This is a genomic window from Lelliottia sp. AC1 (assembly GCF_023278595.1).
Taxonomy (GTDB): domain Bacteria; phylum Pseudomonadota; class Gammaproteobacteria; order Enterobacterales; family Enterobacteriaceae; genus Enterobacter; species Enterobacter nimipressuralis.
The window spans coordinates 1230263-1247923 of the sequence record NZ_CP025699.1 but is presented as its reverse complement, the minus strand read 5'-3'; the positions used below and the strand labels follow the sequence as shown (position 1 = coordinate 1247923).

Here is a 17661-nt window from a genome sequence, read left to right as displayed (position 1 = left end):
CTCAGCCCTGGGCGCGTTCGGCCAGCCACAGGCGCAATTGTTTCTTGTCCACTTTTCCTACCGGCGTCAGCGGCAGCGCATCCACGCTTTCGACACGATCCGGCAGCTTGAAATCCGCCACGCCCTGCTCACGCAGGAAACGCCGCACCTCCACCGCCCGCAGCGGGGTTTTCACCACCAGATACGCACAGCTTTTCTCGCCGAGCAGGCTGTCTTCCATGCTGACAAGCGCCGCATGAATGACCGCGTCGTGGCGCAGAAGCAGGTTTTCGATCTCTTCGGCGGCAATCTTCTCGCCCCCACGGTTGATCTGATCTTTTTCGCGCCCCTGAACGGTGATGTAACCCTGTTCATCGATGGCGATCAGATCGCCGGAGCAGTAAAAACCGTCGGCGTTAAAGGCGCTGGCGTTGTGCTCCGGGCTGTTGAAATAGCCACGGAACGTGTACGGCCCGCGCGTCATCAGACGTCCCACTTCGCCGCATGGCAGAGGATTGCCCTGTTCATCGGCCACCCACACTTCATCGTCCGGACACATCGGACGGCCCTGGGTGTTCATGATTTTTTCCGGGGAATCGTCGAGCGCCGTGTAGTTCACCAGCCCTTCCGCCATGCCAAACACCTGCTGCAGCTGGCAGCCGATTTCCGCCGGAATACGTGCGGCAAGGGTCGCAGACAAACGCGCCCCGCCCACCTGCAGCAGCGCCAGCGAGGCGAGCTGTGCATTGCCCGCCCCTTCGGCAATCGCCTGCAGCCACAGGCTGACCGCCGGTGGCACCAGCGAGGTGACGTTAATCTGATGTTTTTCGATCAGCGGGAAGCAGAGCGTGGCGCTCGGATCGGTGGCCAGCACCACGCAGCCACCCGCGAGGAACACGCCAAGGGAACCAGGGGAACTCATGGCGTAGTTATGCGCGGCAGGCAGCGCGTTCAGATAGCGCGTCTGGCTGTTGATGGCGCAAATCTCGTTGCTGCGACGAATGCTGTAGTAGTAATCGTTGTGCGTGCGCGGGATGAGCTTCGGCGTGCCGGTACTGCCGCCGGAGAGCTGGAAAAAGGCCACTTCGTCAGCCGGAGTTGGGCTGGCGATAAAGTTATCGGCCGGGCGCGCAATCGCGGCTTCCAGCGCATGTTCGCCCGTATCGCCGCGCAGCAACACCACGCGCACGGAGCGGTGCTGGTCGACAAAGGTATTCAGGAATTCATCGCCCGCGAACAGCGCGTGCTGGCGATCGGCAATCAGTAAAGCCGGTTCAATCTGCGCGGCGTAGGCGTTCAGTTCGCTGCGCTGATGGCTGAACAGGGCATTTACGGGCGCAACGCCCACCTGCAGCAGCGCGAAGAAGGTGACGTAAAACTCGGCGACATTGCCGAGCTGCACCAGCGCCGTTTCACCGCGTTTCACGCCCTGCGCCTGCAACGCGGAGGCGAGATTGTTGACGGCCTGATGGAACTGGCGGTAAGTGTACTGACGCTCGCCGTCGATAATTGCCGTCGCCTCGCTCCCGGCGTGGCGGGTCAAAATATCGGTCAGAGGCAGATCCTGCCAGTAGCCTTTTTCGCGGTAGCGCCGGGCAAAATCTTCGGGCCAGCGGGTAAAGGGAATGCTCATGATGGTTCCTCAGTGCAGACCAAAAACGTTCAGCATGGTGGAGAGTTTCACCCCGGTTTCGCGCCACTCACCGACCGGTGAAGAGGCCGGGACAATGCCCGCGCCCGCGAACAGGCGAACAGAATTCTGATGAATGCGCGCGCAGCGGATCGTCACCACCCACTCGCCGTTACCTTCGCTGTCGCACCAGCCGACGATGCCGCCAAACAGTTCGCGATCGAACGGCTCCAGCTCCGCGATCAGTTGTTTCGCCGCCTGATGCGGGAAACCGCTCAGGGCGGGTGTCGGGTGCAGCAGGCAGGCCAGCGTCAGGGCGTTTTCGTTGTCGTGCGCTTCGCCCTCCACCGGCGTCGCCAGATGCCAGAGCGTCGGCGTCGTCACCAGCTGTGGCGAAGAGGGCATGCTCAGGTGATGGCTGCGTTTTTCGAGCACGGTTTTCATCGCCTGCGTGACCAGGTCATGCTCGTGGCGATCTTTTTCCGAGGCCAGCAGCTTGTTACCGGCTTCGCGATCCAGCATGTCGTCCGGCTGACGACGCGCGGAACCGGCCAGCGGCAGCGAACTAAAATGCGCCCCCTCTTTGCGCAGCAGCAGCTCCGGGCTTGCACCCAGCAGCACGCCGCCGTCTTCAAGCGGCACGTGGAAGTTAAAACTCGCCGGGTTCTGCGCGATCAGGCGCTCGAGCAGCGCCCCGCTGTCAATCTTCTGGTCAGCGGCGATATCAATCAGGCGCGAAAGCACCACTTTATTGACCTGCGGCGTAGCGGTGAGCGCAGCGGCGCGGGCCACCATCTCTTCAAAAACGGGCTGAGGGGGGATTTCGGTGCGTCGGGTGACGGACAGCTCCTGCGCCCCTGGGAGATAGCGCGCGGATTTTTGTCGCGCCGGGCGGGAAAAGGTCTGCCAGTTTTGCGGAATAAACAGTGACGACGGTTTGCGGGTATCGAACGGAATAGCGCCGACCATAATCGGATGGCTTATTCCGCTGTCTTTGGCATGCTGAAACGCCTGCGCCAGCTTTTGCTGGAAGGCACCTGCCGGATCGTCGCCGCCAGCGGCGGATTCAGAAAAACGGGCAAAACAGCCTGACGTGGTAAAACTGCGATAAGGCGACATAAAGAAAAAGCTGTCTGATTGCAGCGTGGTCGCGGTGTGCTGAACTTCCTCAGCCAATGACGTATCCATATCATCCTCCTTAAAAATGATAAACGCAGTACGAATAATTATCATTTATATTTTCGATGGCTAACCTAATAGCAGAGCGCGACGGTGTCAACCGCCGACAGCGCATCTTGTGCGACTATCGCTTGCATCCCTTCGGCGCATTCATGAAAATGAGAAGCATTAACCTCAACAAAAACAGGATGCCGCTTTGTGAAACTCCCTGCCGTTTGTCGTCAAACCCTGCTTTTCGCAGGACTTTTTGTTTTAGGACTAACCTCAGCCACCGCCGCCGACTGGCCGCGTCAGGTGAGCGACAGCCACGGTACGCACACCCTCGAAAGCAAACCGACCCGCATTGTTTCCACCAGCGTGACCCTCACCGGCTCGCTGCTGGCGATTGACGCGCCGGTCATTGCCAGCGGTGCCACCACCCCTAACAACCGCGTGGCGGATGCGCAGGGCTTTATGCGCCAGTGGGGCGATATCGCCAAAGCACGCAAACTCTCCCGCCTCTATATCGGCGAACCGAGCGCAGAAGCCGTGGCCGCGCAAATGCCGGATCTGATCCTGATCAGCGCTACCGGCGGCGATTCAGCCCTCGCGCTGTACGATCAGCTTTCGGCCATCGCGCCGACACTGGTGATTAACTACGACGATAAAAGCTGGCAGGAACTGCTGACGCAGCTCGGCACGATCACCGGGCAGGAAAAGCAGGCTGCCGCCCGCATCGCGGAATTCGACACGCAGCTGGCGCAGGTGAAACAGAAAATGAAGCTGCCGCCACAGCCGGTAAACGCCATCGTCTACACCGCCGCTGCGCACAGCGCGAACCTGTGGACCACCGAATCAGCGCAGGGGAAATTCCTGCAGCAGCTCGGCTTCCAGCTGGCTGAGCTGCCTGCCGGGCTACACACGTCCAAAAGCCAGGGCCAACGCCACGATATTATCCAGCTGGGCGGTGAAAACCTGGCGACGGGTCTGAACGGAGAAGGGTTGTTCTTGTTTGCGGGTGACCAGAAAGATGTGGATGCGATTTACGCTAACCCGCTGCTGGCCCATCTGCCGGCGGTGCAAAACAAACGCGTCTGGGCGCTCGGCACGGAGACCTTCCGCCTGGATTACTACAGTGCGATGCTGGTGTTGCAGCGTTTAGAGGCGTTATTCAAATAGCAAAGACGGTTGTGCCCGGTGGCGGTTGCGCCTGACCGGGCACTGCATTTTATCCTTCTTCAATCACAACGGGTTCCTGACGGAACCGGCGTAACTCAGCCAGCGTCATCAATAAAATCACCCCGACGATGGCCAACACAAAACCGCTGCTGCTCGCCGACGCCACCGGGGTCATAATCACCCCCAGCCCGCCTAAAATCGCCGCGCCAATTGCATCACCCGTCACGTTCTGCGCGGTCCACAGGCCGTTGATCCGCCCGAGCATGCCTTCCGGCGTCTGGGTCTGAATCAGGGTGTATTGCAGCAAAGAACTCACCGCACTCAGCCAGCCAAACAGCGCCAGACACACCACGCCCAGCGCCCAGAATGACATCAGGCTAAAGAAAGCGATGGCGATAAACGAGGCCAGCGTCGCCGACAACATGATCAGCCCAGGCCGCGCGCTGTGCGCCAGATTGCCGCTGGTCAGGGCGCCAAACGCCGCACCGAGCGGGATCGCCGCGTACAGCAGGCCAATCTGCGAGGCGCTCATCTGCCACTCTATCGCCAGCGCCGGATAAAGCACGCGCACGGCGCTCGCCATCGTCAGCAGACCGCCGAGGAGCGCAATCCCGCCAATCAGTGGATTGCTGAACAGAAAACGGATCGCCGCCATCAGCGATTTTAACGGGTGTTCGCGCGGCTGCGGCGGAGGGGGCAACAGCGGCAGACGCAGCAAGGTGAGCGTGGTGATAAAGGTCCCCGCCGCCGCCAGCCCGTAGTTCCAGGCAACATTCCCGGTCGCCAGCAGCAGGCCGCCGACCATCGGCGAAATCACCGAACCCAGACGCACGGTGAGCATCGTAATCGCCCCGGCCTGCATCAGATTTTCACGCCCAACCAGCGCCGGCGTCGCCGCCAGCAGTGCCGTCACGCCCAGCGAGGCAAAGAATCCATCCCACAGTCCTAACGCGTAAATAGCGATAAGCGACGGCTCCGGCAGCAAGGCGTTCAGGCACAGCCCGACGAAGCCCACGCCGCAGGTGCCGCGCGCCAGCAGGATCAGTTTTTTACGCTCGTAGCGGTCCGCCAGCACGCCGCCGACCATCAGGCCGATAAACATTGCGCTGCCCGTTAATGTGACGGAAAGCCCGACCAGCCAGCTGGAGTGAGTCATGGCCTGGATCTGCACCGGAACGGCGACGCCAAGCAGGCCAAGGGATAAAATGGAGATAAAACGGGCGATAAACACGGCGCGAAACGCCGGATGCGTTTTCAGCAGGCTGAGGTTGAGCAGCCAGGATTTTTGATTCATGACAAGGCCTTGTGGTCTAACTTTCTACCAATTCCATGGCCGCACATGCTAACATAGCCAAATAAGATAGATAACGATAATTACTATCATTATCAAATCATGGATGTTGCTATGTCGTCTTCCTCTTTGACGGTGCGCGCCGCTGCCGTGCCCGTTTTATTGTTGTTACTCATTCTTGCTGTTGCACTCAGCCTGCTGGTTGGCGCGAAACCGCTGCCCGCATCCACGATCGTCGATGCTCTGTCCGGTACCTGCCAACGCGCAGACTGCATTATTGTGCTGGACGCCCGTCTGCCGCGCACCCTTGCCGGGCTGCTGGCCGGTGCGGCGCTTGGCCTCGCCGGTGCGCTGATGCAAACATTGACCCGCAATCCCCTCGCCGACCCCGGCATTCTCGGCGTTAACGCCGGTGCCAGTTTTGCTATCGTCCTCGGCGCGGCGCTGTTTGGTTTTTCCTCCCCCGGCGAACAACTGCTGATGGCCTTCTGCGGTGCCCTCGCCGCGTCCTTGCTGGTGGCCTTTACCGGCAGCCAGGGCGGCGGCCAGCTTAGCCCGGTCCGTCTGACGCTGGCGGGCGTGGCGCTCGGCGCGGTACTCGAAGGTCTGTCCAGCGGCATCGCCCTGCTCAACCCGGACGTCTGGGATCAGCTGCGCTTCTGGCAGGCCGGTTCGCTGGATATTCGCACATTACAAACCCTGAAAGTGGTGACGCTGCCGGTGCTGATCGCCGCCGCCATCGCGCTCTTCTCCAGCCGGGCGCTGAACAGCCTGAGTCTCGGAACCGACACCGCCACCGCGCTCGGCAGCCGCGTGGCGCGTACGCAGCTGCTCGGTTTACTGGCGATCACCGTGCTGTGTGGTAGCGCAACGGCGGTCGTCGGCCCAATTGCCTTTATTGGCCTGATGATGCCGCACATGGCGCGCTGGATTGTCGGGTCCGATCACCGCTGGTTGCTGCCGGTCACGCTGCTCGCTACGCCGACGCTGCTGCTGTTTGCCGATATTCTGGGCCGCGTGCTGGTACCGGGCGAACTGCGCGTCTCGGTGGTCAGCGCCTTTATCGGCGCGCCGGTGCTGATTTTCCTGGTTCGACGCCAGCGCGGAGGTGCCCTGTGATGGCCCCGTCCCGACGTTTAGTTTTCTCCTGCCTGCTGCTGGCCGCCGCCAGCCTGCTGATTGCCGTCTGGAGCCTGCGCAGCGGCGCGGTGACCCTCGATTTCAGCCAGGTGTTCAACGCCCTCACCGGCAGCGCACCGCGCAATATCACCATGGTGGTGACGGAGTGGCGTCTGCCGCGCGTGATGATGGCGATTCTGGTCGGCGCCGCGCTGGGTGTGAGCGGCGCAATTTTCCAGTCTCTGCTGCGTAACCCGCTCGGCAGCCCGGACGTGATGGGCTTCAACACCGGGGCGTGGAGCGGCGTGCTGGTGGCGATGGTGCTATTTGGCCAGCATCTGACGGCGATTGCGTTCGCGGCGATGGCGGGCGGTATACTCACCTCGCTGCTGGTCTGGGCGCTCGCCTGGCGCAACGGCATCGAAACCTTCCGCCTGATCATTATCGGCATCGGCATTCGCGCCATGCTGATGGCCTTCAACACCTGGCTGTTGCTGCACGCCTCGCTGGAAACGTCCCTCTCTGCGGGGCTGTGGAACGCCGGCTCGCTCAACGGCCTGACGTGGGCCAAAACCCTGCCCGCCACGCCGATCATCGCCCTGATGTTTATCTGTTCCTGGCTGCTGGTGCGCCGAATGCGGCTGCTGGAAATGGGCGATGACAGCGCCTGTGCGCTGGGCGTCAGCGTGGAGCGTTCGCGCCTGACGCTGATGCTGGTCGCCGTGGTATTAACCGCCGCCTCCACTGCCATCGCGGGCCCGATTTCGTTTATTGCCCTGGTCGCTCCGCACATTGCGCGACGCATCAGCGGCACCGCGCGCTGGGGCGTAACCCAGGCAGCCCTGTGTGGCGCATTACTTTTACTGGCCGCCGATCTCTGCGCCCAGCAGCTGTTTATGCCTTATCAACTTCCGGTGGGCGTGGTGACCGTCAGTCTTGGCGGGATTTACCTCATCGTCTTGTTAGTCCAGGAGTCCCGCAAGAAATGAATGCCATCACCTCCCGCTTGCGCGGCGAAAAACTGACCCTCGGCTACGGTAAAAAAATCGTGGTCGACGACCTGAGCGTCTCGATTCCTGACGGCCATTTCACGGCGATTATCGGCCCGAACGGCTGCGGAAAATCGACGCTACTGCGCACCCTGAGCCGCCTGATGACGCCCCAGCACGGCAGCGTGTTTCTCGACGGCGAGCAGATCCAGAGTTTTGCCAGCAAAGAGGTCGCGCGTCGGATTGGTCTGCTGGCGCAAAACGCCACCACGCCGGGGGATATCACGGTGCACGAGCTGGTGGCTCGCGGGCGCTATCCGCATCAGCCGCTGTTTACCCGCTGGCGCAAAGAGGATGAAGAGGCCGTTGCGCGTGCGATGCAGGCAACAGGCATTACGGATCTGGCGACGCAGAGTGTCGATACGCTGTCCGGCGGCCAACGGCAGCGCGCGTGGATTGCGATGGTGCTGGCGCAGGAAACCGCGATCATGCTGCTCGACGAACCGACTACCTGGCTGGATATCAGCCATCAAATCGATCTGCTGGAACTGCTGAGCGATCTGAATCGCACCCAGGGGTATACGCTCGCGGCAGTTTTGCACGACCTCAACCAGGCGTGCCGCTACGCCACGCACCTGATTGCCCTGCGCGACGGGAAGATTGTGGCGCAAGGAGCGCCGAAAGAGATTGTCACGCCGGAGCTTATCGAGCGGATTTACGGCATGCGCTGCATGATTATTGACGATCCGGTGGCGGGTACGCCGCTGGTGGTACCGTTGGGGAAACGCGCGGTCTGACGCCTCTCATTTCTGCCCTCTCCCTGAGAAGAGGGCAGAAACCTGTGCTTACCCTAAAATGCCCTTCAACACCGGCCCAATCTGCTCAAACGCCTGCGGAGAGATAATATCCACGTGGGCGCAATCCTGGCGATAGACCTCCAGCTCACTCACCCACGGGGCCCACGCCTGCTGCGGGTCCATGGTGCGCGTGCGTTCGGCGACAAACAGCGTCGCTTTGCCGTCAAAGCGTGAACTGTGGGCCGTGGTCAGGAGTCGCACCGCATCGGCGTAGTTCCCTTCGATAGCGCTAAACAGCTCGCCGGACGCCTGCCCCTGCTGGGCCGCCATGAACGCTTCGCGCTCGCGTTCGATCTCGGCCAGCACTTCCGGGTCCAGCCCGTTAGCCTCTTTTTCCGCCCAGTTTTGCGTCTCCGGCGGCCAGGTATCCAGCAGGCCGAGGAACGCCACCGCTTCGCCCTGCTCACGCAGACGTGCCGCGATACCCTGTGCAAGCGTTCCGCCGAGCGAGTACCCGAACAGATAGTAGGGTCCCTTCGGCTGCTGGGTGCGTAGCGTCTGCAGATGATGTTCGATCACCGCATCGAGCGTCGCGCCCTGCGCCATCGGGCCATCGGGCCTTGGCGACTGGATACCGGTAATTGACCAGCGCGGGCTGAGGTAGCGCGCCAGCACGCTGAACTGCCAGGCAAAACCAGACGCCGGGTGGAAGCAGAACAGCGTCGGGCCCGTACTTTGGCGCAGCGGAAGGAGGATTTCGTACCCCAGACGCTGAGCCTGCTCATCGCTGATGGTCGACTCCAGCAGCGTGCTGAGCTGATTAACCGTCGAGGCGACCATAATCTGCCCCGGCGTAACTTTGCGGGAGAACGCACGACTGAGCTGCGCCGCGAGACGCATCGCCAGCAGCGAGTGGCCGCCGAGGGCAAAGAAATCCGCTTCGATATCATTCACTTCGCAGCCGAGCAGCGCGGAGAACGCCTGCGCCACCGCCATTTCAGTGTCCGACTCCGGCGCGCGGCCCGAGGCTTTGCTGGTTAACTCCGGCAGCGGCAGTGCTTTGCGGTCGAGCTTCCCGTTGGCGCTCAGGGGCAGTTCGCTGATTTGCAGCAGCACCACCGGCACCATGTGCGGCGGAAGCTGCGCTTTGAGTGCTTCGAGCAGCGCATCGCGATCCAGCGGCAGGCCGGATTCGGAAACGACGTACCCCACCAGCTGACGCGCATCGCCGCCCGTGGCGGCCGCCTGATTAAAGACACAGGCATGGGCCACCGCCTGCGCCACGTCAGGCAGCGCCTGCATCGCGCGGTCGATTTCACCCAGCTCAATACGCTGGCCGCGAATTTTGAGCTGATCGTCGCTACGCCCCAGGTATTCCACCGCGCCGTTGTCCAGCCAGCGGGCGACATCACCGGTGCGATACATCCGCTCGCCCGGCGTAAAAGGATCGGCGATAAAGCGGCTGGCGGTCAGATCCGGACGGCCCAGATAGCCCTGCGCCAGCTGGATGCCCGTCAGATAGAGATCGCCCGCCACCCCGAACGGCACCGGGCGCATCATGGCGTCCAGAATCCGCAGGCCGGTATTCCACACCGGGAAACCAATCGGCACGCTGTTGCCTGACACCGCCGCCAGCGCGTCGCCAAAGGCCGGATACCAGCTCACGTCCACTGCCGCTTCCGTCGGGCCGTAGAGGTTATGCAGCGGCGCGTGCGTGAGCACTTCCCACTCGCGGCACAGATCTGTCGGCAGCGCTTCACCGCTGCAGAACACCTGCTTCAGACTCGCGCAACAATGCGCATTTTCCGGCGTTAACGAGGCGACAAATGCCGCCAGCATCGACGGCACAAAGTGCGTGGTGGTCACGCCGTAGTGGGCAAAGAAGTGCTGCATCGCCAGCGGATCGCGGTGGGCGTCCGGTTCGGCCATCACCAGTTTTGCCCCGGCAATAAACGGCCACCAGAACTCCCACACGGAGACGTCAAAGCTGCACGGCGTTTTCTGTGCGACCACATCCTGCGCGTCCAGCGGGTAGTGGTTTTGCATCCAAAGCAGTCGGTTAACGATGGCGGTTTGCCCGACCATCACCCCTTTCGGGCGCCCTGTCGAACCGGAGGTGAAAATAATATAGGCGGTCTGTTCCGGCGTGCTCAGATTCAGCGGTTCACTGCCGTTCGCAGGCAGCAGTGCGTCGTAGCACAGGCTATCGATGCCCGGCACGTCGCTGAAGCGCGGGAGCTGATCGTCGGTGGTGATGAGCAGCGATGGGCGCGCATCTTCCAGCATCATCCGCAGGCGGTCGTCGGGATAACCCGTATCGAGCGGCAGCCAGGCGGCTCCGGCCTCGACAATCCCATGCAGCGCCAGAGTCAGGAACACCGAGCGCGGCAACGCCACCGCCACGCTGTCACCGGGTTTAACCCCGCGTTCACGCAGCAGCGTCGCCAGCGCGATGACTTGCTCGCGCATCTGACGATAGCTCAGCGCATGGTGGCCATCCGCCAGCGCCGGGGCGTCCGGCGTTTTACGCGCCTGTTCTGCCACCAGCGCACTCAGGGTGGTCGCCTTGAGCATCACGCCGGTGTCGTTGATCTGCGCCAGCTGCTGATACTCCGCTTCCGAGACGGTTTCCGCCTCGCCGCAGCCGAGTGCCGGATTGGCGGCAAACTGCGCCAGCAGCGCATTCAGGCGCGCCACGTGGCGGGTGAGCGTTGCGTTGTCATAGCGCTGTTTGTTTGCCAGAATTTCAATGCTCAAACCGCCCTGCTCGTCCGGGAATAGCGCCAGTTCGAGATCGTTTACCGGGCCGGTCGCCAGCGTGTGGGTGACGGCCTCAACACCATCAATATCCAGCTGATAATCAAAGACCTTCACGTTAAGCACCGGGCCAAACAGGGCTTCGTCTCCTGCGGCACGACCGCTGTCGCGCACAATCTGCTCGGCGTCGTAACGCTGATGGCGACGCATCTTTTTCAGCTGATTCGCCAGACGCAGGGCCAGCTCCGGCAACGTGTCCTGCGGGTTAATGTTGACCGCCATCGGCAGCACGTTCAGCACCGGGCCGGTGGCGGTGAGCGCCGCCGATCCCATGCGACGCATAAAGATAAAGCCCGCCGCGTAGTCCATGCGTCCGGTTAAACGCCCGAGCCACAGGGCCACCAGCGCGAGGGCCAGATCCGTGCGCTGCACCTGCGGGCAGGAGGCCGTCAGCTGGCTGAATGCGCGACGATCGGCGACCAGCTTCAGGCGTAAAATATCGGTCGTGGCAGCACGCCCCGGCAGCGGCACGGGGGAGAGCGAAACGGGCGGCGGCAGCTGTTTACGCTGCTCGGCCCAGAATGCGCCGTCGCGCTGAAAGGCGTCGCTGTCGCGATAGCGCTGATACTCTTCCACCACCTCGGCAAAAGGGGTGAACGGCGTTGGCGGTGTCGGCTCGCCTTTCGACCAGGCTGCGTAAATGGCGGCAATCTGGCGGGTAATTGCCGGGAAACTGAAGCCATCAACCACTAAGTGGTGATAGCGCTGATACCAATACCAGCGGTGATTATCGACCTGAATCAGGCACTGAAACGCCAGCGGCTGGCCGCTCTCGACGCGCAGGTTTTGCTGCAGATCGGCCTCCATCAGCGCCACGGCGGCGGCATGGGGATCGGCGCTGTCGCGCAGATCGACCCGTTGCGGCTCGGAGAACGTCATGGCGTCATCGATCCACTGCCACACTTCGCCGTTGTCTTCGCTAAAGCGCGTGCGCAGCGTGTCGGCCTGCATCATGCCTTCGACAATCGCTTTCGCCAGCAGCGGCGCGTTAATTTCGCCGTTGAGTTCAACGTAGTGCGCCACGCTCCAGGCATTAGGCAGCGTGGAGAGCTGTTCTGCCATCCAGATACCCGGCTGGGCGGCCACGAGAGGAAGATGCGTGCTCATACGTTCTCCTCGGCAAAAAAGGACGGGATCAGCGTCTGCCAGTTTTCTGCCAGCCAGTGCTGGCAGGCCTCCTGGGATTGCGGGGCGCACACTTCACGCCAGCCCGCAGGCTGTGCGCACTGCGCGGGCCACAGGCTGTACTGACCGTTTTCGTTTTGCAACACAGAGAACTGCCCTTGCGGATTGTCGAAGGGATTACTGAATTCCATACCAAACTCCTGTCGAAAAAAATCGCCTGCCTGGCGTTAGTGAATGAGTGGCTGCCAGAGGGTGATAAGTCCCTGCGTCAGCCCGCCACGCCAGCAAAGCGCATCATGTCCGCCGTCAACCTGACGCCAGAAAATCGACTGCTGTGTGTGTTGTAGTTGGGCGTAAATGGCCTGATTGGCCCGGAAAATCAGCGGCTCGCGCTGGCCCGCCTCAAGAACGATACGAAGATTTTGCGCGGATTTTTCACCCGCTTTGAGTTGTTCGATAAGCAGCCCGTCCTGCTGCGCGCCGCGATGCGGCCACCAGTAGGAGCCCGACTGGCTGAGCACGCAGCCAAAACGCTGCGGCCAGTTAAGCCCGGCGTACAGAGAGGACAGGCCACCAAAGCTTTGCCCGGCGACGACCGTGTGGTCAGCTCGCGCGCTGAACGGCGCGATGGCGTGAATCTGCGGGAGTAGTTCTTCCTGCACCGCCAGCCAGAAATCGGGGTTGCAGGGCAGCTCGCGGCTGCGATGGGCGGTATCGATCACATCAATGAGCACGTAGACCGCAGGAGGCAGTTGCCCCTCGTTTGTCAGCGCCGTCAGGGCGGGCCAGACAGGCATACTTTCAGCCCAAAACTGGCCATCGAGAAGAATTGCCAGCGGGCGCTCGGCTGCGCGCTCCTCGCCCGTGGTGAAGATCCACACCCGGCGCGAATTCCCCAGACGCGGGCTGTGCCACTGAATGCAGTGCGGCGCAGAAAACGGGGTTTCGGGATGATTCCAGCCTGGCTGAACGGGCGCATTCGGCATCTCCAGCGCCGACACCGGATGGCCGCGTCCGCCGCGCCAGCTCTGGGCATTCAGCGGATCGGCAATCGCGTTTGGCAGCAGTTTGCGCCAGCCCTCACGCAGCGCCATGCGGTCGGGCGCGTCGGCGGTGAAGACGGTTTGGTCGAAGTCCTGGACGTTTTCGGAGGGAATAAAACAGTAGCTGCCGCGCCACTCAGGGCTGAATTCCCCCTGCCACTGCCAGACGTCGGTGTCGGGAAGGCGCGTGAGCGACTGGGGACGCGCATTTTGATGGTGATCCGTGACGCCGGTGATGTAGATCCACACCCGCTGCACCGTCGAGGTGAGTTGCGTTCCGCCGGGATCGCGCCACCAGAAAGTGACACGATAATTATCCCCTTCGCGGACCGCTTCCGGCCCTTTTTTTGACTGCCACCAGGCATCACTTCCCGTTGTTAGCGCCGTCACCCGTTTAACCTCATGTTTTTCGCGTCTTTTTTGTTATATGACAAAAATTATTGATAATATTATTGATAACTATTTGCATTTGCAATAGCGTAGTGCCCGCGCTGTGGGAAGCGCGCTCATAAAATAACCATGCCACGCATTGTGTGCGCTCGAGGACAGGGCTGCTTACGCAACGTGCCGGTGATAATTCATGCCGCCTCCTCTCCCGTTAGGGAATGGAGCCAAGGGGACGCGGCAACGAAAAGCAGGACGTACAATGAATAAGAAGATTCACTCCCTGGCCTTGCTGGTCAATCTGGGGATTTACGGCGTGGCCATGCCAGCCATGGCAGACGACAAAACCACCAGCAGTGCCGCGCACGAAGATACTATGGTGATCACCGCCGCCGAGCAAAACCTGCAGGCGCCGGGCGTTTCAACCATCACGGCCGATGAAATTCGTAAAAATCCTCCCGCTCGCGACGTGGCCGAAATCATTCGTACCATGCCGGGCGTTAACCTGACCGGTAACTCCACCAGCGGTCAGCGCGGTAACAACCGCCAGATTGATATTCGTGGCATGGGCCCGGAAAACACCCTGATTCTGATCGACGGCAAACCCGTCACCAGCCGTAACTCCATCCGTCTCGGCTGGCGCGGCGAGCGTGATACGCGCGGCGACACCGGCTGGGTACCGCCTGAGATGATCGAGCGCATCGAAGTCATTCGTGGCCCGGCGGCCGCGCGCTACGGTAACGGCGCGGCGGGCGGTGTAGTGAACATCATCACCAAGAAATTCGACAACCAGTGGCATGGTTCGTGGAACACCTACCTGAACGCGCCGGAGCATAAAGACGAAGGCTCCACCAAGCGCACCAACTTCAGCCTGAGCGGCCCGCTGGGCGGCGATTTCAGCTTCCGCATGTTCGGTAATCTGGACAAAACCCAGGCCGACGCATGGGATATCAACCAGGGCCATCAGTCCGACCGTACCGGAATGTATGCCGATACCCTGCCGGCCGGTCGTGAAGGCGTGGAAAACAAAGATATCAACGGCGTGGTGCGCTGGGACTTCGCGCCAATGCAGTCTCTGGAATTTGAAGCGGGCTACAGCCGCCAGAATAACCTCTACGCGGGCGATACCCAGAACACCAACAACGACAACAGCTCGAACGGGCTGGTGAAGAAGAATTACGGCAAAGAGACCAACCGTATTTATCGCCAGAACTGGGCGGTGACCTGGAACGGCGGCTGGGATAACGGCGTGACTACCAGCAACTGGGCGCAATACGAGCACACCCGTAACTCGCGTCTCGGCGAAGGGCTGGCGGGCGGTCTGGAAGGGCTGTTCAACAGCGACAAATTTACCGATACGGATCTGTCCGACGTCACCCTGCACAGCGAAGTTAACCTGCCGTTCGATTTCCTGGTCAACCAGAACCTGACTCTGGGGACCGAGTGGAACCAGCAGCGCATGAAGGATTACGCCTCTAACTCTCAGACCCAGCAGGGCGGCGCGATCCCTGGCATGAGCGACGATCGTAGCCCGTACTCGAAAGCGGAGATCTTCTCCCTGTTCGCCGAAAACAACATGGAGCTGACCGACAGCACCATGCTGACCCCGGCGCTGCGCTTCGATCATCACACTATCGTGGGTAACAACTGGAGCCCGTCCCTGAACCTGTCGCAAGGTCTGGGGGATGATTTCACGCTGAAGATGGGTATCGCCCGGGCGTATAAAGCGCCGAGCCTGTATCAGACCAACCCGAACTACCTGCTCTACAGCAAAGGCCAGGGCTGCTACGCAAGCGGCGACGGCGTCGGCTGTTACATGATGGGTAATGACGATCTGAAAGCCGAAACCAGCATCAACAAAGAAATTGGCCTCGAGTGGAAACGCGACGGCTGGCTGGCGGGTGCGACCTGGTTCCGTAACGACTATCGCGACAAAATCGAAGCGGGCTATGCGCCAATCGGCCAGACCTCTACCGGCAAAGTCTCCACCGATATTTACCAGTGGGAAAACGTGCCGAAAGCCGTCGTAGAAGGGCTGGAAGGCTCCTTAAACGTGCCGGTGACGGATGCGGTCAACTGGACCAACAACATCACCTACATGCTACAAAGTAAGAACAAAGAGACCGGCGATCGTCTGTCGATCATCCCGGAGTACACGCTGAACTCAACCCTGAGCTGGCAGGTACAGCAGGATGTGTCGGTGCAGTCGACCTTCACCTGGTACGGCAAGCAGCAGCCGAAGAAATACAACTACAAAGGCCAGCCGGTGAGCGGGTCTGAAAAAGACGAAGTCAGCCCGTACAGCATCGTGGGCCTGAGCGCGACCTGGGACGTGACCAAATACGTCAGCCTGACCGGCGGCGTGGATAACGTCTTCGACAAACGCCAGTGGCGTGCTGGTAATGCCCAGACCACCGGGAATGCCACCACGGGCGCGTACATGTACGGTGCAGGTGCTTACACCTACAACGAACCGGGTCGTACCTGGTACATGAGCGTTAACACCCACTTCTGATAGACTGTAAGCCCTCTTCCATCGAAGGGGGCTTTTTCTATCAGGGGGACCGATGCACACCACACACAGCCTGCTGACACTCGGCGGCGTCTCGCTTCATCGCATCGATTTCGATCCCTCCACCTTTGATCACGCCGATCTGCTCTGGCTGCCTCATCACGCCGCCCTCAGCCACGCCTCTGCCAAACGCAAAGCGGAACACCTCGCCGGACGCATCGCCGCCGTCCAGGCGCTCCAGCCCTTTGGCATCACCACGGTGCCCGGTATCGGCGCGAACGGCGAACCGCTGTGGCCAACCGGTTTTGCGGGCAGTATTTCTCACAGTGGCACCCAGGCGCTGGCGCTGGCGGTGCGCCGCGACAATGCGCTGGTGGGGATTGACTGCGAAGCGCTGATTGCAGAAAAGGAAGCCGTAGAGATTCAGGACGGGATTATCAACGAGCAGGAAAAGCGTGTTCTGCTGAGCGCGGGATATCCGTTTGCCCTCGCCCTGACGCTGGTTTTTAGCGCCAAAGAGAGCCTGTTTAAAGCCCTGTTCCCGCGCGTTAACGCCTTTATGGGTGTTGATAGCGCCTGCGTGACGGCGATGACTCACAGCACGCTCACCCTGTCGCTGGCTCGCCCACTGGCCGGTTTTTCGCACAACCACACTTTTCACCTTCACTGGTGCCAGCAAAACGTCGGCGTGATGACGCTGCTCTGCGAATAATTCGCCTCAGCGTTAACCCGCCTTCCCTGTTACTTTCAAAACCCGCTATTTATTTCTTCGTTAAATAACATCGAGCCGACCGGGCAGTTTAGCGGGGAATTTCCTCCGCAACCCCTTGCCTGAACGCTTCCAGTCGCTGGATCTGGCGCCCTTCGCTGTCGAAGTTCTCCGCCGCCAGCCACGCGCGCAGCTCGGCGTCGCGCTCTGGCCACTCGGTATTAATGATGGAAAGCATATCGCTGTCGCGGTTGCGCCCTTTGCGGATCAGTTTTTGCCGCAGCCGCCCTTCCCAGACAAACCCCAGCCGCTCTGCCGCGCGCCGCGACGCCACATTCATCGAATCGCATTTCCACTCCACGCGGCGGTAGTGATGTTCGAAGGCATTTTTCAGCAGCAGCCAGACCGTTTCCGTTCCCATTGGGGTATTTTTCATCTTACGCGACCAGGTCACGTGGCCGATCTCCACCGACCCCATCAGTCGCTCAATCGCCATATAACTCACCACGCCAACCGCACGCTCTGAACGTAAATCAATGACCGCGTAAGGCACCAGCGCATCGTCCATCACCTTGCCCAACAGCCAGTGCGCGGTGGCGTCGACGCTCTCCGGCTGCGTGCTGGCAAGCCAGGTCCAGTCGCTGTCATCGCCCAGGGCATACGCGTCAAACAGATCCACGGCGTGCCGCGCGGCGTCCAGCGGCTCCAGACGGCAGAATCGCCCGTTCAGCGGCGTGCGACGCAACACTGAGGCACCTTTCCAGTGGGGAACAATATCGTTTACGACTTGACCATGTTGATTAATTTCCGGCACGCCCGCGACTCCCTGATATGTAATGCAATTGTTATATCAGGACAAAAAGCAGGCGAAAAGCCCTGCGTGTAGGAAAGCGCTTAATAGCCAATCTGCATGCGTTATATCCCCATGG

At 61.0% G+C, this 17661-nt stretch carries 12 protein-coding genes and 1 pseudogene; 6 read left to right on the top strand and 7 right to left on the bottom strand.

What is annotated here, in order from left to right; translation table 11 throughout:
• Position 1: 1 nt before the first annotated feature.
• A complete protein-coding gene (gene entE, locus C0560_RS05785) occupies positions 2–1612 on the bottom strand; it encodes a (2,3-dihydroxybenzoyl)adenylate synthase EntE (protein ID WP_123429303.1) in 1611 nt (536 codons plus the stop codon).
• A 9-nt stretch (positions 1613–1621) separates the two neighbouring features.
• Positions 1622–2797 (bottom strand): isochorismate synthase EntC, encoded by a 1176-nt coding sequence (gene entC / locus C0560_RS05780; RefSeq protein ID WP_248859807.1) that lies wholly within the window; start codon positions 2795–2797, stop codon positions 1622–1624.
• A 189-nt stretch (positions 2798–2986) separates the two neighbouring features.
• On the opposite strand from entC, the gene fepB reads away from it, so the two are divergent.
• Positions 2987–3946, top strand: coding sequence for a Fe2+-enterobactin ABC transporter substrate-binding protein (fepB, locus tag C0560_RS05775; protein ID WP_129034500.1), 960 nt, complete (start codon positions 2987–2989; stop codon positions 3944–3946).
• Between the two features lie 49 nt (positions 3947–3995).
• On the opposite strand, the gene entS is transcribed toward fepB, so the two are convergent.
• Complete coding sequence (gene entS / locus C0560_RS05770; RefSeq protein WP_248859806.1) at positions 3996–5240, bottom strand: enterobactin transporter EntS; 1245 nt, start codon at positions 5238–5240, stop codon at positions 3996–3998.
• Between the two features lie 111 nt (positions 5241–5351).
• Between entS and fepD the strand changes: the two genes are divergently transcribed.
• The 3 genes from fepD to fepC are packed head-to-tail and all read left to right on the top strand — an operon-like array spanning position 5352 to position 8142.
• Positions 5352–6356 (top strand): Fe(3+)-siderophore ABC transporter permease, encoded by a 1005-nt coding sequence (gene fepD / locus C0560_RS05765; RefSeq protein ID WP_123429307.1) that lies wholly within the window; start codon positions 5352–5354, stop codon positions 6354–6356.
• A complete protein-coding gene (gene fepG, locus C0560_RS05760) occupies positions 6353–7345 on the top strand; it encodes an iron-enterobactin ABC transporter permease (protein WP_248859805.1) in 993 nt (330 codons plus the stop codon). The genes fepD and fepG overlap by 4 nt, the downstream gene beginning before the upstream one ends.
• Positions 7342–8142 carry an iron-enterobactin ABC transporter ATP-binding protein gene (gene fepC, locus C0560_RS05755; protein WP_100777277.1) on the top strand — a complete coding sequence of 267 codons (801 nt, stop codon included), beginning with the start codon at positions 7342–7344 and terminating at the stop codon, positions 8140–8142. The genes fepG and fepC overlap by 4 nt, the downstream gene beginning before the upstream one ends.
• Before the next feature lie 48 nt (positions 8143–8190).
• On the opposite strand, the gene entF is transcribed toward fepC, so the two are convergent.
• The 3 genes and pseudogenes from entF to fes form a co-directional block, all read right to left on the bottom strand.
• Positions 8191–12066, bottom strand: coding sequence for an enterobactin non-ribosomal peptide synthetase EntF (entF, locus tag C0560_RS05750; protein ID WP_248859804.1), 3876 nt, complete (start codon positions 12064–12066; stop codon positions 8191–8193).
• Positions 12063–12275 carry an MbtH family NRPS accessory protein gene (locus tag C0560_RS05745; RefSeq protein ID WP_100777279.1) on the bottom strand — a complete coding sequence of 71 codons (213 nt, stop codon included), beginning with the start codon at positions 12273–12275 and terminating at the stop codon, positions 12063–12065. The genes entF and C0560_RS05745 overlap by 4 nt, the downstream gene beginning before the upstream one ends.
• Positions 12276–12311: 36 nt before the next feature.
• Positions 12312–13523: pseudogene (gene fes, locus C0560_RS05740) on the bottom strand (enterochelin esterase); the annotation flags it as partial.
• A 250-nt stretch (positions 13524–13773) separates the two neighbouring features.
• On the opposite strand from fes, the gene C0560_RS05735 reads away from it, so the two are divergent.
• On the top strand, positions 13774–16026 hold the full coding sequence (locus C0560_RS05735) for a TonB-dependent siderophore receptor (RefSeq protein WP_100777281.1): 2253 nt from the start codon (positions 13774–13776) through the stop codon (positions 16024–16026).
• 52 nt (positions 16027–16078) lie between these two features.
• Positions 16079–16735, top strand: a complete 657-nt coding sequence (entD, locus tag C0560_RS05730; protein WP_248859802.1) for an enterobactin synthase subunit EntD — start codon at positions 16079–16081, stop codon at positions 16733–16735.
• Between the two features lie 88 nt (positions 16736–16823).
• Here entD and C0560_RS05725 read toward each other — a convergent pair whose 3' ends face one another.
• Positions 16824–17546 (bottom strand): GNAT family N-acetyltransferase, encoded by a 723-nt coding sequence (locus C0560_RS05725; RefSeq protein WP_123429312.1) that lies wholly within the window; start codon positions 17544–17546, stop codon positions 16824–16826.
• Positions 17547–17661: the final 115 nt, after the last annotated feature.